22 protein-coding genes are annotated in these 23,801 nt (G+C 65.6%); 13 read left to right on the top strand and 9 right to left on the bottom strand.

The window, feature by feature from the left end; all coding sequences use genetic code 11:
- Positions 1 to 2 precede the first annotated feature (2 nt).
- From P5705_RS04115 to P5705_RS04090, 6 genes are all read left to right on the top strand, one after another.
- The gene (locus tag P5705_RS04115; RefSeq protein WP_277459689.1) at positions 3 to 1,445 is read left to right on the top strand and encodes an alginate O-acetyltransferase; all 1,443 of its coding nucleotides are present in this window, start codon (positions 3 to 5) and stop codon (positions 1,443 to 1,445) included.
- 7 nt (positions 1,446 to 1,452) lie between these two features.
- Complete coding sequence (locus P5705_RS04110) at positions 1,453 to 2,550, top strand: mannuronate-specific alginate lyase (protein ID WP_277459688.1); 1,098 nt, start codon at positions 1,453 to 1,455, stop codon at positions 2,548 to 2,550.
- Positions 2,551 to 2,730: 180 nt separating this feature from the next.
- Positions 2,731 to 4,188 (top strand): MBOAT family O-acyltransferase, encoded by a 1,458-nt coding sequence (locus tag P5705_RS04105; RefSeq protein ID WP_277459687.1) that lies wholly within the window; start codon positions 2,731 to 2,733, stop codon positions 4,186 to 4,188.
- A 10-nt stretch (positions 4,189 to 4,198) separates the two neighbouring features.
- Positions 4,199 to 5,356 (top strand): alginate O-acetyltransferase, encoded by a 1,158-nt coding sequence (locus P5705_RS04100; protein WP_277459686.1) that lies wholly within the window; start codon positions 4,199 to 4,201, stop codon positions 5,354 to 5,356.
- Positions 5,357 to 5,376: 20 nt separating this feature from the next.
- Entirely contained in the window at positions 5,377 to 6,024 is a 648-nt protein-coding gene (locus P5705_RS04095; protein ID WP_277459685.1) for an alginate O-acetyltransferase AlgF, read from the top strand.
- Between the two features lie 34 nt (positions 6,025 to 6,058).
- On the top strand, positions 6,059 to 7,513 hold the full coding sequence (locus tag P5705_RS04090; RefSeq protein ID WP_277459684.1) for a mannose-1-phosphate guanylyltransferase/mannose-6-phosphate isomerase: 1,455 nt from the start codon (positions 6,059 to 6,061) through the stop codon (positions 7,511 to 7,513).
- A gap of 109 nt (positions 7,514 to 7,622) precedes the next feature.
- On the opposite strand, the gene P5705_RS04085 is transcribed toward P5705_RS04090, so the two are convergent.
- A complete protein-coding gene (locus tag P5705_RS04085; protein ID WP_277459683.1) occupies positions 7,623 to 8,021 on the bottom strand; it encodes a hypothetical protein in 399 nt (132 codons plus the stop codon).
- A gap of 203 nt (positions 8,022 to 8,224) precedes the next feature.
- Here P5705_RS04085 and P5705_RS04080 point away from each other — a divergent pair, with 203 nt between their 5' ends.
- Positions 8,225 to 8,689 carry a multidrug transporter gene (locus tag P5705_RS04080; protein WP_277459682.1) on the top strand — a complete coding sequence of 155 codons (465 nt, stop codon included), beginning with the start codon at positions 8,225 to 8,227 and terminating at the stop codon, positions 8,687 to 8,689.
- A gap of 118 nt (positions 8,690 to 8,807) precedes the next feature.
- The gene (locus tag P5705_RS04075; protein ID WP_277459681.1) at positions 8,808 to 9,620 is read left to right on the top strand and encodes an SDR family oxidoreductase; all 813 of its coding nucleotides are present in this window, start codon (positions 8,808 to 8,810) and stop codon (positions 9,618 to 9,620) included.
- 106 nt (positions 9,621 to 9,726) lie between these two features.
- Here P5705_RS04075 and P5705_RS04070 read toward each other — a convergent pair whose 3' ends face one another.
- From P5705_RS04070 to P5705_RS04055, 4 genes are all read right to left on the bottom strand, one after another.
- Entirely contained in the window at positions 9,727 to 11,184 is a 1,458-nt protein-coding gene (locus tag P5705_RS04070) for an efflux transporter outer membrane subunit (RefSeq protein ID WP_277459680.1), read from the bottom strand.
- Positions 11,185 to 11,300: 116 nt separating this feature from the next.
- Positions 11,301 to 12,362, bottom strand: coding sequence for an HlyD family secretion protein (locus P5705_RS04065; protein ID WP_277459679.1), 1,062 nt, complete (start codon positions 12,360 to 12,362; stop codon positions 11,301 to 11,303).
- A 28-nt stretch (positions 12,363 to 12,390) separates the two neighbouring features.
- Complete coding sequence (locus P5705_RS04060) at positions 12,391 to 13,932, bottom strand: MFS transporter (protein ID WP_277459678.1); 1,542 nt, start codon at positions 13,930 to 13,932, stop codon at positions 12,391 to 12,393.
- Positions 13,933 to 14,194: 262 nt separating this feature from the next.
- Entirely contained in the window at positions 14,195 to 15,100 is a 906-nt protein-coding gene (locus P5705_RS04055; RefSeq protein ID WP_277459677.1) for a LysR family transcriptional regulator, read from the bottom strand.
- Positions 15,101 to 15,267: 167 nt separating this feature from the next.
- On the opposite strand from P5705_RS04055, the gene P5705_RS04050 reads away from it, so the two are divergent.
- From P5705_RS04050 to P5705_RS04040, 3 genes are all read left to right on the top strand, one after another.
- The gene (locus P5705_RS04050) at positions 15,268 to 15,714 is read left to right on the top strand and encodes a universal stress protein (protein ID WP_277459676.1); all 447 of its coding nucleotides are present in this window, start codon (positions 15,268 to 15,270) and stop codon (positions 15,712 to 15,714) included.
- 94 nt (positions 15,715 to 15,808) lie between these two features.
- Positions 15,809 to 16,135 carry a type II toxin-antitoxin system PrlF family antitoxin gene (locus tag P5705_RS04045; protein ID WP_277459675.1) on the top strand — a complete coding sequence of 109 codons (327 nt, stop codon included), beginning with the start codon at positions 15,809 to 15,811 and terminating at the stop codon, positions 16,133 to 16,135.
- Positions 16,132 to 16,614: a type II toxin-antitoxin system YhaV family toxin gene (locus P5705_RS04040; protein ID WP_277459674.1), complete on the top strand. Its 483-nt coding sequence runs from the start codon at positions 16,132 to 16,134 to the stop codon at positions 16,612 to 16,614. Before P5705_RS04045 ends, P5705_RS04040 begins: the two co-directional genes overlap by 4 nt.
- Before the next feature lie 6 nt (positions 16,615 to 16,620).
- On the opposite strand, the gene P5705_RS04035 is transcribed toward P5705_RS04040, so the two are convergent.
- Genes P5705_RS04035 through P5705_RS04020 form a run of 4 tightly spaced genes read right to left on the bottom strand, consistent with a single transcriptional unit; the run spans position 16,621 to position 21,397 of the window.
- Complete coding sequence (locus P5705_RS04035) at positions 16,621 to 17,481, bottom strand: efflux RND transporter periplasmic adaptor subunit (protein ID WP_277459673.1); 861 nt, start codon at positions 17,479 to 17,481, stop codon at positions 16,621 to 16,623.
- A 10-nt stretch (positions 17,482 to 17,491) separates the two neighbouring features.
- Positions 17,492 to 17,692, bottom strand: a complete 201-nt coding sequence (locus P5705_RS04030) for a DUF1656 domain-containing protein (protein WP_008097766.1) — start codon at positions 17,690 to 17,692, stop codon at positions 17,492 to 17,494.
- 4 nt (positions 17,693 to 17,696) lie between these two features.
- Positions 17,697 to 19,874 carry an FUSC family protein gene (locus P5705_RS04025; protein WP_277459672.1) on the bottom strand — a complete coding sequence of 726 codons (2,178 nt, stop codon included), beginning with the start codon at positions 19,872 to 19,874 and terminating at the stop codon, positions 17,697 to 17,699.
- Complete coding sequence (locus tag P5705_RS04020) at positions 19,871 to 21,397, bottom strand: efflux transporter outer membrane subunit (protein WP_277459671.1); 1,527 nt, start codon at positions 21,395 to 21,397, stop codon at positions 19,871 to 19,873. Before P5705_RS04020 ends, P5705_RS04025 begins: the two co-directional genes overlap by 4 nt.
- A 180-nt stretch (positions 21,398 to 21,577) precedes the next feature.
- Here P5705_RS04020 and P5705_RS04015 point away from each other — a divergent pair, with 180 nt between their 5' ends.
- Positions 21,578 to 22,525 carry a LysR family transcriptional regulator gene (locus P5705_RS04015; RefSeq protein WP_011535608.1) on the top strand — a complete coding sequence of 316 codons (948 nt, stop codon included), beginning with the start codon at positions 21,578 to 21,580 and terminating at the stop codon, positions 22,523 to 22,525.
- A gap of 211 nt (positions 22,526 to 22,736) precedes the next feature.
- Entirely contained in the window at positions 22,737 to 23,711 is a 975-nt protein-coding gene (locus P5705_RS04010) for a 2-hydroxyacid dehydrogenase (protein ID WP_277459670.1), read from the top strand.
- The last annotated feature ends 90 nt before the right edge of the window (positions 23,712 to 23,801 follow it).

The raw sequence follows: 23,801 nt of genomic DNA, 5'->3' as shown, positions 1-23,801 counted from the left end.
CCATGACTCCACACCTGATGAAACTGCTGGGCCTGTCCGCCGCCCTCCTGGCCATCAGCCAGGGCGTGCACGCCGAGGACATCCAGGCGCCGACCTTCACTGCCGAGCCCTGCTGCCAGCTGTGCCCCGAAGCCCACGACGCCAATCGCTACACCACGCGCTACCAGCAGAACTTCACCACCCTGGTGCAAGCCCAGGGCGACTGGCTGTTCCGTACCCGCGAAGACCTGCGCACCGAGTTCGACACCACCCCGGGCGGCTACAAGCGCCTGCAGCAGGTGCACGACGCGTTCAAGAAGCGCGGCGTCGAGCTGGTGGTGGTGTACCAGCCGACCCGGGGCCTGGTGAATCGCAACATGCTCAAGCCCGAGGAGAAGGCCGCCTTCGACTACCAGAAGGCCCTGGGCAACTACCAGGCCATGCTCCAGCGCTTCGCCAAAATGGGCTACAACGTGCCCGACCTGTCGCCGCTGACCAATGAACAACTGGCCGCGGCCGACCAGGGCAAGGACTTCTACTTCCGTGGCGACCAGCACTGGACGCCCTACGGCGCCGAGCGCGCGGCGAAGATCGTCGCCGACACCGTGCACAGGATGCCGGCCTTCGAAGGCATCCCACGCAAGGCGTTCGAGACCAGGAAGTCCGGGCGCATGGGCAAGACCGGCACCCTGCACAACGTCGCCGGCCAGCTGTGCGGTACCAGCTACGCGGTGCAGTACATGGACCAGTTCGCCACCGAGCCGAAAGGCGCCAGCGGCGGCGACGATCTGTTCGGCGACTCGGGCAACGCGCAGATCACCCTGGTCGGCACCAGCCATAGCGGCAAGAACTACAACTTCTCCGGTTTCCTGGAGCAGTACATCGGTGCCGACGTGCTCAACGTCGCCTTCCCCGGCGGCGGCCTGGAAGGCTCGATGATCCAGTACCTGGGCAGCGAGGAGTTCCAGAACAACCCACCGAAGATCCTGATCTGGGAGTTCTCCCCGCTCTACCGCCTGGACCAGGAAACCATCTGGCGGCAGATCCTCGGCCTGCTCGACGACGGCTGCGACGACCGCCCCGCGCAGATGAGCGCCAGCGCCACCCTCAAGCCCGGCAAGAACGAGCTGATGGTCAACGGCAAGGGTGGCGTGATCAAGGACCTGGTCAACCGCAACCACCAGTTCGACATCCGTTTCGAGGACACCTCGGTGAAGGTGCTGCAGGCCACCCTCTGGTACCTGAACGGTCGCCACGAGGACATCAAGATCGAGAAGCCCGAGACCTCCGACACCGACGGGCGCTTCGTCTTCCAGATGCGCGAGGACGAGGACTGGGCCGGGCAGAACCTGCTCGCCCTGGAGGTCCAGGGGCCGGAAAGCGGCACCCAGAAAGTCGAAGCGAAACTGTGCAAACGCAACAACTTCGCCGGGCATGCGCAGCACACCGCGCACGCTGGCCAGTGAGGCGACCATGACCATCATCAACAGCAAGACCGCACCTGCCCTGCTCGCCCTCGCCCTGTTCGGCGGCGCGGCGCAGGCCGCGCTGGTGCCGCCCCAGGGTTACTACGAGGGCATCGAAAAACCCAAGAGCAGCGACGGTGATTTCCGTTGTGAGGCCGCGCCCCGGCCCTACACCGGCTCGTTGCGCTTTCGCAGCAAGTACGAGGGCTCGGACAAGGCCCGGGCGACGCTCAACGTCGCCTCGGAAAAGGCCTTCCGCGCCTCCACCAAGGACATCACCACCCTGGAGAAGGGCGTCAGCAAGATGGTCGGCCAGTACATGCGCGACGGCCGCCCGGCGCAGCTCGACTGCGCGCTGACCTGGCTGGGCACCTGGGCCCGCGCCGATGCGCTGATGTCCAGCGACTACAACCACACCGGCAAGTCCATGCGCAAATGGGCGCTGGGCAGCATGAGCGGGTCGTGGCTGCGCCTGAAGTTCTCCAACTCGCAGCCGCTGGCCGCGCACCAGGCCGAGGCCGAGCAGATCGAAAAATGGTTCGCCCGCCTGGCCCAGCAGACCGTGCGCGACTGGAGCGGCCTGCCCCTTGAGAAGATCAACAACCACAGCTACTGGGCGGCCTGGTCGGTGATGGCCACTGCGGTCGCGACCGACCGCCGCGACCTGTTCGACTGGGCAATCAAGGAATACAAGGTCGGCGCCAACCAGGTCGACGAGCAGGGCTTTTTGCCCAACGAGCTCAAGCGCCGCCAGCGCGCCCTGGCCTACCACAACTACGCCCTGCCGCCGCTGGCGATGATCGCCAGCTTCGCCCAGGCCAATGGCGTGGACCTGCGCAAGGAAAACAACTTCGCCCTGCAACGCCTGGGTGAAGGCGTGCTGGCCGGGGCGCGCGACCCGAGCCAGTTCACCGCCCACGCCGGCGTGAAGCAGGACCTGCACGACCTGAAGATCGACAGCAAGTACGCCTGGCTCGAGCCCTGGTGCGCGCTGTACCACTGCGTCGGCGACACCCTGGAACGCAAGCACGACATGCAACCGTTCGACAGCTTCAGGCTGGGCGGGGATGTGACCCGGGTCTACGACCCGGGCGCGAAGAAGTAAATCAAACCCCTGTAGGAGCGGATTCATCCGCGATGGCGTCGGCAGGCCCACAACCGCTGCCATGACGAGCGCAATCGCGGATGAATCCGCGCCTACAGGGGCCAGGTGCCCCCTGCGTTTTCGTGGGGGGTTTGGGGGGCGCTTTTGCCCTGGATGCTGTGAACAACAAGGAGAACCGGGATGGTCTTCTCGTCCAATGTGTTCCTGTTCCTGTTCCTGCCGGTTTTCCTCGGCTTGTACTACTTGAGCGGGCAACGCTATCGCAACCTGCTGCTATTGGTGGCCAGCTACATCTTCTACGCCTGGTGGCGGGTGGACTTCCTCGCCCTGTTCGCCGGGGTCACCCTGTGGAACTACTGGATCGGCCTGAAGGTCGGCGCCGCCGGCGTGCGCACCAAGCCCGCCCAGCGTTGGCTGCTGCTGGGGGTGGCGGTCGACCTGGCGATCCTCGGCTACTTCAAGTACGCCAACTTTGGTGTCGACAGCCTCAACGCCATCATCACCTCGTTCGGGCTGGAGCCGTTCATCCTCACCCACGTGCTGCTGCCGATCGGCATCTCGTTCTACATCTTCGAGTCGATCAGCTACATCATCGACGTGTACCGCGGCGACACCCCGGCCACCCGCAACCTGATCGACTTCGCCGCGTTCGTGGCGATCTTCCCGCACCTGATCGCCGGCCCTGTGCTGCGCTTCAAGGACCTGGTCGACCAGTTCAACAACCGCACCCACACCCTCGACAAGTTCTCCGAAGGCTGCACGCGCTTCATGCAGGGCTTCATCAAGAAGGTGTTCATCGCCGACACCCTGGCGGTGGTCGCCGACCATTGCTTCGCCCTGCAAAACCCCACCACCGGTGATGCCTGGCTCGGCGCCCTGGCCTATACCGCGCAGCTGTACTTCGACTTCTCCGGCTACAGCGACATGGCCATCGGCCTGGGGCTGATGATGGGTTTTCGCTTCATGGAAAACTTCAAGCAGCCGTACATCAGCCAGTCGATCACCGAGTTCTGGCGGCGCTGGCACATCAGCCTGTCGACCTGGCTGCGCGACTACCTGTACATCACCCTGGGCGGCAACCGCAAAGGCACTTTCAACACCTACCGCAACCTGTTCCTGACCATGCTGCTGGGCGGGCTGTGGCATGGCGCCAACTTCACCTACATCCTCTGGGGCGCCTGGCACGGCATGTGGCTGGCCATCGAGCGGGCGCTGGGCATCGACACCAACCCGCAGCGCTTCAACCCGGTGAAGTGGGCCTTCACCTTCCTGCTGGTGGTGGTCGGCTGGGTGATCTTCCGCGCCGAGAACCTGCACGTGGCCGCGCGCATGTACGGCGCCATGTTCAGCTTCGGCGACTGGCAGCTGTCGGAGCTCAATCGCGCCAACCTCACAGGCCTGCAGGTGGCCACGCTGGTGGTCGCCTACCTGACCCTGGCGTTCTTCGGGCTGCGCGACTTCTACCGCAATGCCAGGCCAACACCGAGCGCGACGCCGGTGCAGGTCAACGCCGATGGCTCGGTGGGCCTGGACTGGACGCGGATCATGACCCGCGCCCTGGTGCTGCTGCTGTTCATCGCCTCGGTGCTCAAGCTCTCGGCGCAGAGCTACTCGCCGTTCCTCTACTTCCAGTTCTGAGGCCCTGACCATGAACCGGACACTTCGCATCACTTACTCGCTGTCGTTCATGGGCCTGCTGGTCGGGCTCGGCGCCTGGTCGGTCGGCGGGCTCGACAGCTTCAGCCGCACCGGGCAGATGACCCTGCTCGACGGCAAGCTGGCCAAGGCCGCCGAAACCCACTACGACGAGCAGTTCCCGATCAAGCGCGTCGGCACCAACCTGTGGGCCGCGCTGGACTTCAAGCTGTTCAACGAAGGCCGCCCCGGCGTGGTGCTGGGCCGCGACCAGTGGCTGTTCAGCGACGAGGAGTTCAAGCCCACCGTCGACGCCGAACAACAGATGCAGGACAACCTGGCACTGGTGCGCGGCATCCGCGACGCCCTGGAGCGCCAGGGCACCCAACTGGTGCTGGCGATCGTGCCGGCCAAGGCACGCCTGTATTCCGAGTACATCGGCAAGCAGAACCCGGCCAGCCTGCACGACCAGCTGTTCAACCAGTTCCACGCCCAGGCGCGCCAGGCCAACGTGTTCGCCCCCGACCTGCTGGCGCCGCTGGAGCAGGCCAAGGCCCGCGGCCAGGTGTTCCTGCGCACCGACACCCACTGGACGCCGATGGGCGCCGAGGTGGTGGCGCAGGCCATCGCCGAGGCGGTCAACCGCCAGAAGCTGCTCAGCGGCGAGCCCCAGGCCTTCATCACCGAGGCCGGCGCCACCGCGCCGTACAAGGGCGACCTGACCAACTTCCTGCCACTCGACCCGCTGTTCAGCAACCTGTTGCCGACCCCGGACAACCTGCAGCAGCGCAAGACCCACCCGGTGCAGGCCGAAGGCGAAGCCGGCGACGCCCTGTTCGCCGACAGCCGGATCCCGGTGGCGCTGGTGGGCACCAGCTACAGCGCCAACCCGCACTGGAACTTCCTCGGCGCCCTGCAGCAGGCCCTGCGCAGCGACGTCGCCAACTACGCCGAGGACGGCCACGGCCCGCTGCTGCCGATGCTCAAGTACCTGCAAAGCGACGCCTTCAAGAATGCCCCGCCACAAGTCGTGGTGTGGGAGTTCCCCGAACGTTATCTGCCAATGAAGAGCGATCTCGGCGCCTTCGATCCGCAGTGGATCGCGCAGCTGAAGAACGCCAGCAAGTCCGAAGCCAACCTGGCCCTGTCGTCCAACCGGACCGACCACTGAAGATAGAGAGGAACACGCACATGACTACCAAGACCACCATTGCCAAAGCCCTCACCCTCGCGGCGGGCCTGTCCCTGGCCTCGCTGCAGGCCTTCGCCGGCGCCGACGCCGCGCTCTACGGCCCGAGTGCGCCCAAGGGCTCGACCTTCGTACGCTTGTACAACGCGGCCAGCGCCCCCGCTGCCGCCTCCGTGGGCAACACCCAGATCAAGCAGGTCGGCGCCCAGGCCAGCAGCGACTTCAGCTTCCTGCCCGGTGGCGACTACACCGCCCAGGTGGGTGGCAAGAGCGTCCCGGTGAAGTTGGCCGCCGACAAGTACTACACCCTGGTCAACAGCAGCGGCGGCAACCCGCAATTGATCGAGGAGCCGCCGTTCAAGAACAAGCAGAAGGCCCTGGTGCGCGTGCAGAACCTCAGCGACCAGCCAGTGACCCTGAAGACCGCCGACGGCAAGACCGAAGTGGTCAGCCCCGTGGCGGCCAAGGGCCGTGGCGAGCGGGAGATCAACCCGGTCAAGGTCAACCTGGCCCTGTACCAAGGCGACAAGAAAGTCGGCGACGTCAAACCCGTCGCCCTGGCGCGCGGCGAAGCCGCCGTGCTGTACGTCACCGGCTCCGGCGGCAGCCTGTCGCCGGTGTGGGTCACCCGTCCCGTAGCCACTAACTGATTCCTGCCCTTCACGACCTTTTTGGAGAAACGACATGATCCCGGTAATTCTTTCTGGTGGTAGCGGTTCCCGTCTGTGGCCGCTGTCGCGCAAGCAGTTCCCCAAGCAGTTCCTGGCCCTGACCGGCGAGCACACGCTGTTCCAGCAGACCATCGAGCGCCTGGTGTTCGAAGGCATGGACACCCCCATCGTGGTCTGCAACAAGGACCACAAGTTCATCGTCCAGGAGCAGCTGAACGCGCTGAAGCTGGAAACCCAGGCGATCCTCATGGAGCCGTTCGGCCGCAACACCGCGCCGGCGGTGGCCATGACCGCGATGAAACTGGTCAACGAAGGCCGTGATGAACTGATGCTGGTGCTGCCGGCCGACCACGTGATCGAGGACCAGAAGGCCCTGCAACGCGCCCTGGCCCTGGCCACCGTGGCCGCCGAACGTGGCGAGATGGTGCTGTTCGGCGTGCCGGCGACCAAGCCCGAGACCGGCTACGGCTACATCCGCTCCAGCCAGGACGCGCTGCTGCCCGAGGGCGTGGCGCGGGTCGCGCAGTTCGTCGAGAAGCCCGACGAGAAGCGCGCCAACGAGTTCGTCCACGCCGGAGGCTACTTCTGGAACAGCGGCATGTTCCTGTTCCGCGCCAGCCGCTTCCTCGAAGAGCTGAAGAAGCACGACCCGGACATCTACGACACCTGCCTGCTGGCCCTGGAGCGCAGCGACGAGGCCGGCGACGTGCTGAGCATCGACGAAGCCACCTTCGCCTGCTGCCCGGACAACTCCATCGACTACGCGGTGATGGAGAAGACCCAGCGCGCCTGCGTGGTGCCGCTGTCCGCCGGCTGGAGCGACGTGGGTTGCTGGTCGTCGCTGTGGGACGTGCACGAGAAAGATGACAACGGCAACGTCACCAAGGGCGACGTGGTGGTGCAGGACAGCCGCAACTGCATGATCCACGGCAACGGCAAGCTGGTGTCGGTGATCGGTTTGGAGAACATCGTGGTGGTCGAGACCAAGGACGCCATGATGATCGCCCACAAAGACAAGGTTCAGGGGGTCAAGCAACTGGTCAGCACCCTCGACGCCCAGGGCCGCACGGAAACCCAGAACCACCTGGAGGTGTACCGCCCTTGGGGCTCGTACGACTCGGTGGACATGGGTGGGCGCTTCCAGGTCAAGCACATCACCGTCAAGCCGGGCGCCAGCCTGTCGCTGCAGATGCACCACCACCGTGCCGAGCACTGGATCGTGGTGTCCGGCACCGCCGAGGTGACCTGTGACGAGAACGTGTTCCTGCTCACCGAGAACCAGTCCACCTACATCCCGATCGCCTCGGTGCACCGCCTGCGCAACCCGGGCAAGATCCCGCTGGAGATCATTGAGGTGCAGTCCGGGAGCTACCTGGGCGAGGATGATATCGAGCGCTTCGAGGATGTGTATGGGCGTACCTCGACGCCGGTTGAGCGTGGGGTTTCGATGAAGACCATCGCGCAGTAACCAACACTACAGGTCAGTGGCGGGTTCGCTATATGTTCATGGGAAGACATACGTATAGCGAACCTGCCCTTCCTACCATTTTGCGGGACAACTATCGGTTAAACCTTGATCACTCAGGTTCTTTACCAAAATTGAAATCACCTTCGACCACCCACTCTTTACCCCCTGACTTGATATGTTGGCAGAGGTAACTGCTACATTCGGCATATTCCTCGCCATAGTAAAAGCCTGAGACAGATCCGCCTGTTCCTTGCCCAGTGACTTTACCCCGGAGCTCACTATCTTTTACCTCATTAGCACCCCCTGAGGCTTTTGAACTTACGCGAAAGCGGAAGTCCCAACCGTCACCTTCCACCTGGATGAACTGAAACTCCCCCTCATCCCTGATATACCCCCAATTCGACGAGAACTCATACGCCGGATTACTTTCACCACTCTCACGAATTTTGACTTTGAAATAGCCGGCTTTTCTTTGGCTGGCCGATACAGTTGGGGAAGTCGCGCTCATATCCTTGATCCTCTTCGCAGTTTTAGTAAGTAACCACGTCCAGACTTTAAGACCCGCTGACACTCTCCACAACTGACAAAAATGACAGGTCGGCCGGCGACAAGATGTTTGGCGATGGCCCCGTTCGCCAGCAAGCTGGCTCCTACAGGGAGCGGTTTGCGGCTACGATGAGCAGATCGTGTGAAACCAAGGCTCGCATTACCATGATCATTGGCGCCCTGCTCGTCCTCACCTGGCTGGTCCTGCTGTTGCGCTACCCGTCCAAGGCCCTGGCCATCTCCATGGCGGCCGTATGCGGTCTGGGCCTGGTGGCCCTGGGGGTAGCCTGGCAGGACACCCGCGAGGCCTCGCAACTGGCCCGCCTGGACATTCGCCTCAGCTACGCCCCCGACCAGTGCCCCGCCGACCGCGCCTTGCAAGTGCACATGAAGAACGGCAACCAGGCCCCGCTCACCGAACTGCGCTGGCGCGTCGGCGCCTACGCGCCGGGCGACACCGTGAACCTGGCCGAGAACGCCTACAGCGCCCCACGTTATCGTGGGCCTGGTGACTTGCAGCCGGGCGGCGAGTGGCGCGACTGCCTGCCACTGCCACCGCTGCGTTCGGGCTATCGGCCGCAGAACCTGGAGTTCCGTGCCGAGCACCTGCAAGGTACATTCGCCAATTGATTGCTTGTCTGTACCGGCCTCTTCGCCGGCAAGCCGGCTCCTACATTCCCCTGTAGAAGCCGGCTTGCCGGCGAAGAGGCCGGTAGAGCCCTTCCATTTCTGATCACAGGTCCCCTGCATGCCCACCGTCCTGATCACCGGTTGTTCCAGCGGCATCGGCCGCGCCCTGGCCGACGCCTTCCGCGATGCCGGCCATGAAGTCTGGGCCACCGCCCGCAAAGCCCAGGATGTCGAACAACTGGCCGCCGCCGGTTTCAATGCCCGGCAACTGGACGTGAACGACGCCGACGCCCTGGCCCGCCTGGCCGAGGAACTGCAAGACCTCGACATCCTGATCAACAACGCCGGCTACGGCGCCATGGGCCCATTGCTCGACGGCGGTGTCGAAGCCATGCGCCAGCAATTCGAGACCAACGTCTTTGCCCTGGTCGGCGTAACCCGCGCGCTGTTCCCGCTGCTGCGCCGCGCCCGTGGGCTGGTGGTGAACATCGGCAGTGTCTCCGGTGTGCTGGTGACACCGTTCGCCGGCGCCTACTGCGCCTCGAAAGCCGCCGTGCACGGGCTGAGCGACGCCCTGCGCCTGGAGCTGTCGCCGTTTGGCATCCGGGTGATGGAAGTGCAACCTGGCGCGATTGCCTCGCAGTTCGCCAGCAATGCACAGCAGCAGGCCGAGCAGGTGTTGGCGACCGACTCGCCGTGGTGGCCTTTGCGTGAGCAGGTGCAGGCGCGGGCCCGGGCGTCGCAGGATCGGCCGACGCCAGCGGCAGCGTTTGCCCAAGGGTTGCTGGCGGCGACGCGCAAGTCGCCGACGCCCGCTTTGGTGCGGTTGGGCAATGGCAGCACGGCGTTGCCGTTGATGGCCCGGCTGTTGCCGCAGCGCCTGCTGGACTGGGTACTGCGCAAGCGCTTCGGATTGTTGCGGCCGTTGTAATCTGTAGGAGCGGCTTCAGCCGCGATGAGGGCAGCACGGTGGCTGGCACCCGCTTCGCGGGTGATCGCGGCTGAAGCCGCTCCTACAGAGGTCGCATCAAGCCGGCTCAAACCTGGTCGAAGGCCTGCCAGCCGCCACCCAGCGCCTTGTAAAGCCCCACCAACGCCTGCGACACCGCCGCCGAGCTGTCGATCCACTGCTCCTCGCTGGCCAGCAGCGCCGACTGCACCGTCAGCACGTTGAGAAAGTCCACCGCCCCTTCCACGTACTGGCGCTGCGCGGTCTCCAGCGCAATGCGGTTCTGCCGCACCGCCTCGGCCAGGTGATCGCGACGCAACTGACTGGCGTTGTACAGCCGCAGCACATCGTCGATCTCATGCCAGGCCCCCAACACCACTTTGCGGTAGTTCAGCGCGGCCTCCTGCTGTTGCGCCTCGCGCAGCTCCAGCGTGCCCTTGAGCCGCCCACCTTCGAAGATCGGCAACGACAGCTGCGGCCCGAAGGCGAACCTTCGCGAGTCCCAGGCGCCGAAATCGGACAACTGCATGGCCTGGAAACCAACGCTGCCGGACAACCGGATGCTCGGGTAGAAATCCGCCTTGGCCACGCCAATGCTGGCCGTGGTCGCGTGCAACCGCGCCTCGGCCTGGCGGATATCCGGCCGGCGCTCGGCCAGTTCCGAGGGCAGGCCAATGGCGAACCGCTGCTGAGGCGCAGGCAACTCGCCTGTCGGCAGCAACTCACCCTGCAAGCTGCGCGGCGGTTCGGCGGCCAGCAAGCTCAACGCATTGATCAGGTCGTCGCGGCGAGCTTCGAGCGTTGGCAGGCGCGACTCGATCGAGGCCACCTGGGCGCTGGCCTGGGCCACATCGAGGCGGGTGGCGACACCTTCTGCCTGACGGTCCTCGGAGAGCTTCAGGCTATGTCGCGCGACCTTGAGGTTGTCCTGGGTCACTTCCAGCGTGTGCTGCACCGCACGCAGCTGGATGTAGTTGCCTGCCGTTTCCGACAGCAACGCCAGCAGCACACCACGACGGTCGTTCTCGGCAACCTCGACGGTGGCGTCGGCGGCTTCGACCTGACGGCGCACGCGCCCCCACAGGTCCAGCTCCCAGCCGGCCACCAGGTCACCCTGCCACAGGTTGTACGCCGACTTGCCCGCCTTGCCGGACGGGTCGTTCAACCCTTCGGCGCTGTTGCGCGCACGGCTGTAGCCGGCGTTCACATCCACTGATGGCGCCTCGTCGGCGGCCACGGTGCTGCGCAGGGCGCGGCTCTGCAGCAGGCGCGCGCTGGCCATTCGCAGGTCGAGGTTGCGCTCGGTGACCTTCTGGATCAATGCGCTCAACCGTGGGTCGTGAAAACTGTCCCACCAGCGTAGCTCCAGGGGCTCGGCCGTGGGCTGGCTGGCCGCCGCCTCGCCTTGCAGCGCGGCCCAGTCCTTCGGCGCCTCGCTGTCCGGGCGCTGGAAGTCCGGCCCGAGGGTGCAGCCCGCCAGCAGCACGGCCAGCAACAGGGGGCTCAGGTGTAAGGCCGGGGCCGCTACGCGCCCCTTTCGCGGCACAAGACCGCTCCTACAGGCGACCGCGATCCTCTGTAGGAGCGGCCTTGTGCCGCGAAAGGGCTGCACGGCAGCCCCGACGGCCTGAAGATGTTCAAACACTCCAACAAGTTGGCCATTCATCGCACGGTCACCTCTTTGCCCGCCAGTCTGTCGCCCTGGGTATCGATGGTTGCCTCCACCGACATGCCCACGCGCAGGCGTTCGAGCAGCGGCTGACCATCATCGAAGACGATCTTCACCGGAATGCGCTGCACCACCTTGGTGAAGTTGCCAGTGGCATTGTCCGGCTTCACTGCTGCGAAGGTCACGCCGGTGGCTGGGGCGATGCTCTCGACATGCCCCTGGAGCTTCTCGCCGGAGAAGGTATCGACCGTGATGCTCACCGGCTGGCCCGGCTGCACATGGGTCAGCTGGGTTTCCTGGAAGTTGCCGACGATATAGGCATGGGCCAGCGGCACCACCGACAGCAGGCGCGCCCCTGGATTGACGTAGGCACCGACGCGCAAGGCGCGCTCGCCGACCATGCCGTCCACCGGTGCGGTGATGCGGGTGTAGGACAGGTCCAGCTGGGCTTTTTCCAACCCCGCCTCGGCTCGCTTCAATTGCCCGTCGGCGCTGGCCACCTGGGCCTGGAGGATGTCCACCTGCTTGCGCGTGGCCACCAGCGCCGCCTGGGTGTTGGCCAGGCGCGCGCGGGCCTGGTCGACCCGGCTGCGCGCCTGCTGGGCGTTCTGCACGGTGCCGGCGCCCTGCTCGGCCAGGCGGCCGTAGCGGGTCACTTCGTGATCGGCAAAGGCCGCCTCGGCCTGGGCCGCCTTCACCGCGGCCTCGGCCTGGGCGATCAGCGCGGCCTGGCGCTCGAGGGTGGCGCGGGCATCCAGGCTCTGGGCCTTGGCCACCAGCAACTGGGCCTGGGCGGCGTCGAGGGCGGCCTGGTAGTCGCGCGCATCGATGGTCGCCAGCAATTGGCCGGCCTTGACCTGCTGGTTGTCCTCCACCAGCACGTCCTTGACGAAGCCGGCCACCTTGGGCGCGACCACGGTGTAGTCGGCGGTCACGTAGGCATCGTTGGTGCTTTGCCGATGATCGCTGCCGAACAGCCAGGGCCCGAGGGTGGCGGCCAGCACGGCGACGGCGAGCACCGAGCCAATGAGGAGTGTCTTGCGCTTGTTGGTCATTTTCGGTTTCTCGAATTCAGCCACGGGCTCAGGCCACCGCGCGCGGTGGGTAGATCCGGGTAGGCACGAAGGGGATCAGGCAGATCAGGGCGATGGCGAAGCACGCCATCACCAGGTACAGGTCGGCCGAGGTCAGCACCAGGGCCTGTTCATGGATGCGCCTGGCCAGGCCAGCGGCGCTGTCGTCGACCAGGGGCGCGTTGCCCAGGCTGTCGACCAGGTGGTTGGAATGGAAATGCCGGCGCACGGTGCCCAAGGCATCGAGCAGGCCGCCAGCGATCACCGCCGACAGGCCCTTGACCGTGTTGAACCAGGCGGAGGCGAACGGGCCTTCCTGCGGGGTCATGCCGTTGGTGGAGAGCATCAGCAGCGGCAGCACCGCCATCGGCTGGCCGAACACCTGCAGCAGGTAGAACGGGTAGAAGTCGCCACGAATCCACTGCGAGGTCAGCAGGCTGCTGCCCACGCACGAGGCCGCCAGCATTGCCAGGCCGGTGGCCAGCACCCAGCGGCAGTCCACCGCGCGGATGTTGCACAGCGCCGCAGTCAACGGCAGGGCGATCAGTTGCGGCATGGCCACCAGCAGCATCAGCGGGCTGGTCTGCGCCGGGCGGTAACCCTGGATCTGCGCCAGGTACGCCGACGGGATACTGCCCACGCCCGACAGCACGATCAGCACGCCGGCCAGGGTCAGCAAGGCGAAGCTCAAATTGCGCCGGGTCAGCATGCGCAACTGGAAGAACGGCAGCGGCTCGGACCATTCGTTGTACAGGAACAACACCAGCAGCAGCAGGCCGCCGCCGAGCAGCCAGCAGATCAACGACGAGTCGAACCAGCCCCAGCGGTCACCCAGCGACAACCCGAGGACGATGCCGCTGATCGCCGGCAGGCCAAGCAGCACCCCGCGCCAGTCGAACTGCTGGAAGCGCTCCAGGCGCAGCGGGTCCTGGGGCAGGCCCCAGCCGACGCAGAAGATCGCCAGCAGCGACGGCAGGATGATCTGCCAGAACGCCCACTGCCAGCCGACGTACTCGGTCCAAAGGCCCGCCAGCGGCGTGCCGAGGTTGGGCCCGAAGGTGGCGGTCAGGGCATAGCAGGCCAGGCCATAGACCTTGATGCCCGGCGGCAGGAAACGCAGCGCCACGCTCATCAGCATCGGCGGCAAGGCGCCCGAGGCGAAACCTTGCAGCACGCGCAGCAGCATCAGGCTGTGCAGGTCGGGGGCGAAGGGCTGGAGCAGGCCCAGCACGGCGAACAGGCCGACGGCGCTCATGGTGAAGCGGCGTAGCGAGAAGGTGGTGGCCAGCCAGGGCGCGAAGGCCATGGCCGAAACCGAGGCGGCACTGTACACCGCCAGCAGCCAGGCCCCCTCGTCGGCGCCGATGCCCATGGCGCCGCGGATGTCGCCCAGGGAAATCTTGGTCACCGCCTCGTTGAGCCCGGCGCACAGCACCGCCAGCAACACGCCGAACAGCCCCACCACCACCCGCAGGCCGAACGCCGTCTGCGCAGGGGCGGCCGGCGCGGGGGCGGCGGCCAGTGCGGCGGAAGGCGCGGTCAGGGAACTCATGGATAGACATCTCCAGCAACAAATTCAGGGCTGGGAGAAGTCTAAGAAGGTCGAATGCTGACGAAAACTGACTTGTTGGAAGGTTTATGTTGCGTCAGACGCAATCGGCAGGGCTCGATCCCTGTAGGAGCGGCCTTGTGCCGCGAAAGGGCCGCATCGCGGCCCCGGCGATCGTTGCATCAACGCTGAATCCTGGGGCTGCTATGCAGCCCTTTCGCGGCTAAAGCCGCTCCTACAGGGCCCTGCACGTCTCAAGTGATGCTCAAGGCTCACCCGCGCAGCAGGCGCGCATGGTCTGGCGCAACCAGCGATGCGCCGGGTCGTTGTCGAAACGCGGGTGCCAGGCCTGCATCACCCGCACCCTCTCCAACGGCACCGGAATTTCGAACGAACGCAGCGGCAGGCCGAACTTCTTCACGCTGCCCAGGATGTTCGCCGGCATCGGCAGGATCAAATCCGATTCGGGCAGCGAAAACATCGCCGAATGGAAACTCGGCGTGATCAGCGCCACCCGCCGCTGCACGCCATGGCTGCCCAGTTCCACATCGATCGGCCCATTGGCCCGCCCGCGCCGCGATACGCTGATCTGCGGGTACAGGGCAAAACGCTCCGGGGTGATCGCATCGTCGAAGATCGGGTGGTCCGCCCGCGCCAGCCCGACGAACCAGGTATCGAACAGGCTCTGCACCTTGATCTCCGGCCCCAGCTCGATGCTCGAGCTGACCACCAGGTCGATCTGCCCATGGCGCAATACCAGGTCGTCGTCACCCTGGTGCTCGGGGACGAAGCGCAGCACGGTGTTCGGCGCCTGAGCGAGCATCATGTGCAGCAGGCGGGCGCCGTAGAGGGCGATGAACAGGTCATTGGTGCGGATGTTGAAAGCGCGATCAAGGTTGGGCAGGTCGACCTCATCGCCACTGCGGAATACCAGCCCGGCCTGCTCCACCAGCGCCCGCACCTGGTCGCGCAGGGCCAGCGCCCGGGGCGTCGGCACCAGGCCCCGGCCGGCACGCACCAGGATCGGGTCGCCCATGGCCTCGCGGATACGCCCCAGCGTGCGGCTCATGGCCGCCGGGCTCAGGTTCATGCGCTGGGCGGCGCCGACCACGCTGCCCTCATCGAGCAGGGCATCGAGGGCGACGAGCAGGTTCATGTCCGGGAGTTGCATGGCCGTTTTCCGTTACAGCTGTGGGAAACGCGATGGTATCAGGTTGCTGGATTGCGTCAGGCGCAATGGCACCGTGCGTGGAGGGCCATTTATTCGAGCGTGGAATGCATCAAGAATGGCGTGCCCCCTTCAAAGGCAAGCCCGCCAGCCCTGTTCAAGGAACCCCCATGCCGCGCCCGGTCCTGATCGCCATCGACGCCTCCCCTGCCAGCAACACCCTGCTCGACCTCGCCCGCCGCTACTGCCGCCCGGGCGAACACACCCTGCACGTGCTGCTGGCCATCGACTCGACCTTCGCCGTGCACGACAAGCCCGCGCCCTACACCGCCGAGGAACTGGAGGAATACCCCGCCGCCTGCGAGGAACAACGCCTGGGTGACCGCGCGGTGGCCGAAGCGGTGGAGCTGCTGCAACAGGCCGGTTTCAGCAGCCAGGGCTGCATGGTCGCCGGGCAGCCGGTCGAGGCGATCGTCGGCAAGGCACAGGAACTGAACTGCGAGCTGATCATCATGGGCCACCGCCACCTGTCGCGGCTGGGGCGGTTGCTGGACCCGTCGATCAGCGCGAAGGTGATTGACCGGGTCGAGGTGCCGGTGTTGGTGGGGGCTAGTTGAACCGCTGATCAGTCAGGTAATGCAACTGCATTGACCAAGCAATGCAATCGCATTACCTTGATGAGCATCGTTGTAACTCTATGGACAACTGCCCATGGCTACCACCTTCGAAGTCGAGTCCACGCTGACCGATCGCTACCAGACTACCGTTCCTGAAACGGTGCGCCGTGCTTTGGGTTTGAAAAAGCGTGACAAGATCCATTACTCGATTCGCCCGGACGGTGATGTGATACTCACCCGCGCGGAGGCAACCGAGGACGATCCCGTGCTAGGCCAGTTCCTGAATTTTCTGGCTCACGACATCGCAACCAATCCTCAACGGCTGCAGGTTGTCGATGCTGGCCTCATCGCTCGCCTCGACAAGCTCGTGGGTGATGCAGAGGTCGACCTTGATCAACCTCTGTCGGCGGATGATGAATGAATGATGCGAACAGGAAGCCGCTTGTAATTCATGGATGGACCGTCTTTGCCCACCCGCTGTTCCTGGCCAAACTGGAAGCGCTGAGCACGCAAGTTCAGGCCCAGATGCAGAAAGACCCGGCGGGTTACACGAAGAAGAACGCTTTCAAGCGGCTGGCGGCCATCAGGCGCCTGGCATTTGATGTCATTCCCCAGGACCCGACCAAAGTGGAGTACCGGCAGGGCGCAACGCTGGGCAGTGACCACAAGCACTGGTTCAGAGCCAAGTTCTTCCAGCAATACCGGTTGTTCTTTCGCTACCACACTTCCAGCCGGATCATCGTACTGGCATGGGTCAATGACGAATCTTGCAAGCGGGCCTACGACAGCAGCGACGACGCTTACAAAGTCTTTCAAAAGATGCTGCTGACCGGCCACCCTCCAGACGATTGGGATCAATTGCTGAACGAGTGCGGGCCTGCGCATGTCAGGCCCAGTTAGCAGCACTCACTCCTCGCCCGGCTTCACCACCACCGTACAGGTCGTCCCCGCCGCCAGCAGGAACCCATCCGGCACTTCATCGATATGAATGCGCACCGGCACCCGCTGTGCCAGCCGCACCCAGTTGAAGGTCGGGTTCACATCGGCGATCAGCTCGCGGCTCTGTGGGTTGTCGCGGTCGTAGATACCCCGGGCGATGCTCTCCACATGCCCGGTGAGGCGCTCGCCGCTCATCATCTGCAACTCGGCCACATCGCCCACCTTCACATGGGGCAACTTGGTCTCCTCGAAGAAGCCATACACCCAGAACGACTGCTCATCCACCACCGCCATCACCGCCTCGCCGGTGCGGGCGTAGTCGCCCTTGTGGATGTTCAGGTTGGTCACGTAGCCATCGACGGTGGCGACGATCTGCGTACGTTTGAGGTTCAGCTCGGCCGCCGCCAGCTGGGCCTGGGCCTGCTGGTAGTCGGCCAGCGCCGAGTTGGCGATGTTACTGGCGTCGTCGCGGTTCTCCCTGGAGATCACCAGGTTGTCCATGTCGGCACGGCGCTTGGCGTTGACCTTGCGCATCTCCCAGGTGGCCTTGCGCGAAGCGACCAGCGCCTTGGCCTGGTCCACCGCCAGCTGGTAGTGCTCGGGGTCGATACGGATCAGCACATCGCCCTTTTTCACCCGCTGGTTATCCTTGACCGGCACATCCACCACATAGCCCGGCGCGTCGGCGGCGACGTTGATGATGTCGGCGCGCACCCGGCCGTCACGGGTCCACGGCGTGGTCATGTAGTGCAGCCACAACTGGCGGCCGATCACCACGGCAGCGGCCAGCACCAGCAGGGTGGCGATCAGGCTGAAGAACTTTTTCATCGAAGGTTTCTCACCAGTAGAGCGACAGCGCCAGGGCGCCGAACAGGCAGACGAACAGGGAAAGGCGCAGCAGCGCCGGGTGCCAGAAGAAGCGATAGCCATCATGGCTGGCGATGAACCGGTCCAGGCCCCAGGCCAGGCCCAGGGCGAACAGGAACATCAAGGTCATGGTGGGCATGTACACGCCATGGAAGGCGATCTCACGGGGCATGGTTTCACGGAACATCGTGCAGTCCTTTCGCCGGAGCCAGCGGCGACTGTGGGTCGAGCAGGGAGGAACGGATGAAGTGCAGGTAGCTCTGCGCCCGGCGCAGCACCGAGGTGTCGAAGTGCCGGGCGAACGGTTCGTCGGTGGCCTGCACGCGGCTGATGGCATGGTCCACCGCCACCAGGGCGCGCTCGTGGTTACTGGCGCTGGGTTGCAGGAACAATCGCGCCAGGGCCCGGCCCATCACGCGGATCGCCTGGCGCCAGGGCTGCGACTCGGCGTAGGCCGGGTGCACCGGTGCGCGGGCCTGCTCCTTGCGCAGCTCGATGATGGCGTGGCCGATCTCCAGCACGGTGAACATCCAGCCCATCAGCTCGCTCTGCACCTGCGGCTTGCCGGCCGCCAGGCCATAGGCCTGGTGCAGCAGGTCGCGGGTGCGGCTCTCGAACGCCGAGCCCAACCCGCGCAAGCGCCCGCCGATGGCGAACAGCACCTGCTCGCGCAGCTCCTGCTCCAGGCGGCTCCACAGCCAGCGGCTGTTGGGCGGCAGGATGATCGCCCCGGCCGCGGCGCAGACGAACATGCCGATGACCATGCCGATGTAGTCGTTGATGAAGGTGTAGGGGTCGTAGACCGTCAGGTTGTTGGGTACCGAACCGATGGCGAAGAACACCAGCAGGCCCAGGCCGTAGCCCGCATAGGCCGGGCGTGAGGCGAGGAACGCACCCAGCACGAACACCGGCGCCAGCACCATGCACAGCAGCGGGAAACCGTCGATCCAGGGGAACACGAAGAAGGTCTCGAAGAACCCGATGAACGCGCCGATCGCCGTGCCGCAGGCCATCTGGAACGACATGCGCTTGGGGTTCGGCGAGGCCGCCGACAGGCCCACGGTGACCGTGGCGATCAGGGTCATCATGGCGCCGCTGGGCCAGTCGCTGAGCAGCCAGTAGCTGCCCAGCAGCAACAGCACCGCCGAGGCGCGCACGCCGGCGGCCAGCGACACCAGCCAGCTGGTCTGGGCCACGTAGGGCTCGTCCCACTGTTCGCGCTCGTGCTTGTGCACGGCCAGCGAGGCATGGGTCTCGGCGTAGCTGTACATCTCGTCGACGAAGCGATAGAGCAGCTCGAAAGCGGTGTGGAAATCGAGCAGGTCGGACTCGCTGGGGTTGGTCTCCAGGTACTCGGCGCGCAGGCCGCGCACCTGGGCCTGCAGGCCATCCTTGTAGGTGCCCAGCTCCAGTGCCAGGCGCAAGGCGTCGGCATCGGTCAAGGCCCGGCCCACATAGGGCTTGAGCAGCTCGGCCAGGGTTTCCAGGCCAGGCTCGATGGCGCCGACGATCTGCAACGGACCACGGGCGCGCAGGCGTTCGAGCAAGCGGTGCAGGGCGTTGAAACGCGTGGTGATGGCCATGAACTCGCTGTTCATGCGCACCAGGCGGCCCGAGCGCCGACGCATGTGCGGGTCTTCGAAGGCGGTGACGTTGCGCAGGCTCTCCAGGCCCACCGCCTCGGCGACGAAGCGCACGTTGCTGGTCTCGAAACGGTCGCGCTGGCTGTCGCCGCGCAAGGCCTCGACCACCACCCCGGCGAACACGCCGAAGCGCTGGTACAGGGCATTGCGCATGGCGGCACTGGCCGACTGCGGCAGGATCGCGGCGCTGACGAAGGTCGAGACCAGGATCCCCAGGGCGATCTCCAGCACCCGCCACACCGCCGCCATGAACGCCTGGTCGGGGTGCTGCAGCACCGGCAGGCCGATCATCGCCGCCGTATAACCCGCCAGCACGAAACCGTAGGCGCGGAAGGTGCGGTAGCGCATGGCCCCCGCCGAGCACAGGCCCACCCACAGTGCCAGGCTGGGCAGGAACAGCTCGGTGTTCTGCGGGAAGATGGCGATCAGCGCGATCATCATTGCCGAGCCGGCCAGGGTGCCCAGCACCCGGTAGAAACTCTTGGCGAACACATGGCCGCTCTGCGGCTGCATGACGATGAACACGGTGATCATCGCCGTGCGCGGTTGCGGCAGCTCCAGGCGCATGGCCAGCCACAGGGTGATGAACGCGGCGGCCAGCACCTTGAAGATGTAGACCCAGGTGACTCCGTCGGTACGCGCCCAGGCGAAGAAGCCCCGGCGCCATTCCAGGCTTTGCAGCCAGCGCAGGGGCAAGCTCAGTGTGCTCATTCGGCGTGGTCCGGCTGGTCGAAGATGGCCAGGGTGGCCGGCGTTTGCGGTGCGGCCTGACGCTCTTCGTCCGGCACGTCCTTGCCCGCCTCCAGGCCACCGCCCAGGGCGGTCACCAGTTCGGCGTGGGCCATCAGGCGCGCGGCCTGCACCTGCTGCTGCACGTGCTGTTGGCGGAACAGCAGGGTCTGGGCGTTGAGCACGTTGAGGTAGTCGGTCAGGCCACGCTGGAAGGCGACGGTGGCGATGTCGTAGGTCTTCTGCGCGACGGCGACGGACTCGGTGGCGAAGTGCGCCTGCTCCTTCATCGACTCGCGGCGGATCAGTTGGTCGGAGATGTTCTTCAGCGCGCCGATCACCGTCTGGTTGTAGCGCGCCACCGCCATGTCATAGCCGGCCGAGGCCACGCCCAGTTGCGAACGCAGGCGACCGCCGTCGAAGATCGGCAAGCTGATGGCCGGCCCCACGTTGTAGTTGAACTTGCGCCCGGTGAGGAACTCCAGCGGGCCGCCGCCGGTGGCCATGAAGCCGAGGCTGCCGACCAGGTCGACGTTGGGGAAGAAGCCGGCATGGGCCACGTCGATGCCACGGGCCTGGGCCGCCACCTGCCAGCGGCTGGCGACCACGTCCGGGCGCTGGCCGACCAGTTCGGCGGGCAGGTTCGACGGCAGTTTCAGCGGCGCGCCGAGGGTCAGGGTCGGGCGTTGCAGCTTCGCGCCCTCCCCCGGCCCCTTGCCGGCCAGGGCGGCCAGCTGGTTACGGGCCAGGGCGATCTCTTCGTTGAGGCTGTCAATCTGCCGGTGGGTTTCCGGCAGCGGCGCCTCGGCCTGGCTGACTTCGAAATGGGTACCGATGCCGCCGTCGAGGCGACGCTTGGCCAGGGCGACGATCTGCTCCTGCTGCGCCAGCTCGGCCTGGACGATATCGCGCCGGGCGTAATGCAGGCTGAGCTGGATGTAGGCGCGCACCACGTTGCTCTCCAGCTCCAGCTGGGCCTGACGCGCTTCGGCGGCGCTCATGTGCGCCTGGTCCACGGCCTGCTCGCTGGCATTGCGCTCGCGGCCCCACAGGTCCAGGGCGTAGCTGAAACCGATGGCGGCATTGTTGTCCCAGGTGTTGGCACCGGACAGCGCGCCGGGGCCGTAGAACTGATCCTCCGGCCAGTTGTGGCGCTTGAGCGTGGCATTGCCGTTGGCCTGCAGCTTTTCCGCCGACTCGACCACGCCGGCCATCGCCTTGGCTTCACGCACCCGCGCGGCGGCCATGGCCATGCTCGGGCTGCCGGCCAGCGCCTGGGCGACCCAGGCGTCGAGCTGCGGGTCGCCATAAGCACGCCACCATTGCTGGGCCGGCCAGTGGGCGTCGCGCGCGGCCTCGCGGATCGCGGCGTCGGTGGTCAATTGGTTGGCTTGGAGTGTCTTGCTTTGCGGGGCGATGCCCCAGGTTCCGATACAGCCGCTCAAGGTGAGACAAAGGGCACAGGCACTGAACGCATGGAGCGCTCTGAGGTGGCGACGCGGCACAGCGGCGATTTCCCGAGGAAGAGGTGGAGGGGCCGGGCAATTCTAGGGGCCGCCCGCACTGGCGATAAGCGCATAATCCTGCGAATCTTTGTTACCAAAACAGCGATAATCCGGCTTTAGTCGGAGGCGAAACTCCGTTACTTCATGTCACAATTTTGTCCTCTAAACCGAGAGTGACCCATGGACACCCTGCAAAACATGCGTGCTTTCAGTTGCGTGGCCCAGCTCGGCAGCTTCACCGCCGCCGCGGCGCAACTGGACACCACCACCGCGAACGTGTCGCGGGCGGTCTCCAACCTGGAAGCCCATCTGCAAACCCGCCTGCTCAACCGCACCACCCGGCGCATCGCGCTGACCGAGGCCGGCAAGCGCTACCTGATGCGCTGCGAACAGATTCTTACCTACGTGGAAGAAGCCGAGGCCGAGGCCAGCGACGCCCACGCCCGCCCCGCCGGGCAGTTGAAGGTGCATTCGATGACCGGGGTCGGCCAGCATTTCGTGGTCGACGCCATCGCTCGCTACCGCGAGTCGCACCCGGACGTCACCTTCGACCTGACCATGGCCAACCGCGTGCCCGACCTGCTGGACGAGGGCTACGACGTTTCCATCGTGCTGGCCAGCGAGCTGCCCGACTCAGGCTTCGTGTCCCAGCGCCTGGGCATCACCTACAGCATCGTCTGCGCCTCGCCCGAGTACGTGGCCCGCCACGGCACCGCGCACAAGCCGGCCGATCTGCTCAAGCATGCCTGCCTGCGCATGGTCAGCCCGGTGATTCCGCTGGAGAAGTGGCTGTTCGACGGGCCGGAAGGCCAGGAGATGGTCAACATCACCAGCTCGCCGTTCCAGGTGAACTCGGCGGACGCGATGAAGACCGCGATCCGCAGCAGCATGGGGGTGGGCGTGCTGCCGATCTACTCGGCCATCGACGGCCTGCGCGACGGCAGCCTGGTGCGGATCATGCCGGAGTACCGCCTGCAGGAGCTGAACCTGTACGCGATCTACCCGTCGCGCCAGTACCTCGATGCCAAGATCAAGACCTGGGTCGAGTACCTGCGCAATTCGCTGCCGGAGATCCTCGCCGCCCATGAGGCAGACCTGAAGACCCACCAGGTGCTGATCGCCAACTGAAAAAGGGCTGCATTGGGGGTGGGGACAATGGTAGGTTGCTAACCATTGATTCCAGCGTCTGGCAGACAGGGCCATGGGAGGGCTTCGCCCTCCATCGCGGATAAATCCGCTCCTACAGAAAACAGGTGGGAGCGGATTTATCCGCGATGGGCCGCACCGCGGCCCCCTCTGCGCCCGACTCCGTCCTCCCGCCTTGCAGAGAAGCAGCCCGATGAAAAAGACCGTCCTGGCCTTCAGCCGCATCACCCCGGCCATGGCCGAACGCCTGCAGCAAGACTTCAACGTGATCGTGCCGAACCCCAAGCTCGGCGACATCAATGCCCAGTTCAACGAAGCCCTGCCCGAAGCCCACGGCCTGATCGGCGTGGGCCGCAAGCTCGGCCGCGCGCAGCTCGAAGGCGCGGGCAAGCTGGAGGTGGTGTCCAGCGTCTCGGTGGGCTACGACAACTACGACCTGGACTACTTCAACGAACGCGGCATCGCCCTGACCAACACCCCCGACGTGCTCACCGAAAGCACCGCCGACCTGGGCTTCGCCCTGATCATGGGCTGCGCCCGGCGCACCGCCGAGCTGGACGCCTGGACCAAGGCCGGCCAGTGGCAGGCCACCGTGGGCCCGGCGCACTTCGGCAGCGATGTGCACGGCAAGAAGTTGGGCATCGTCGGCCTGGGCAACATCGGCGCGGCCATCGCCCGCCGTGGCCGCTTCGGTTTCAACATGCAGGTGCTGTACACCGGCAACAGCCGCAAGGCCGCGCTGGAGCAAGAGCTGGGCGCGCAGTTCCGCAACCTGGACGAACTGCTGGGCGAAGCCGATTTCGTCTGCCTGGTGGTGCCGCTGTCCGAGGCCACCCGCAAGCTGATCGGCGCTCGTGAACTGAAGCTGATGAAGCCCAGTGCGTTCCTGGTCAACGTCGCCCGTGGGCCGGTGGTGGACGAGGCGGCGCTGGTCGATGCGCTGCAAAATGGCACGATTCGCGGTGCCGGGCTGGACGTGTACGAAAAGGAGCCGCTGAGCGATTCGCCGCTGTTCAAGCTGCCCAACGCCCTGACCCTGCCGCACATCGGCTCGGCCACCGCCGAAACCCGCGAAGCCATGGCCAACCGGGCACTGGACAACCTGCGCGCGGCGCTGCTGGGTGAGCGGCCACGGGACCTGGTGAACCCGCAGGTGTGGAAGCACTGAAGCGCGATCGCCGTTTCCTGCCGGTTGGCGCGACCTTGTAGGAGCCAGCTTCGCTGGCGAACCGGGGCCAATGCAAGCCTGGGATCTGTG

Source organism: Pseudomonas entomophila, assembly GCF_029478665.1.
Classification (GTDB): Bacteria; Pseudomonadota; Gammaproteobacteria; order Pseudomonadales; family Pseudomonadaceae; genus Aquipseudomonas; species Aquipseudomonas entomophila_F.
Note: the sequence above shows the minus strand (reverse complement) of the source record. Positions and strands in the feature narration are given on the sequence as shown.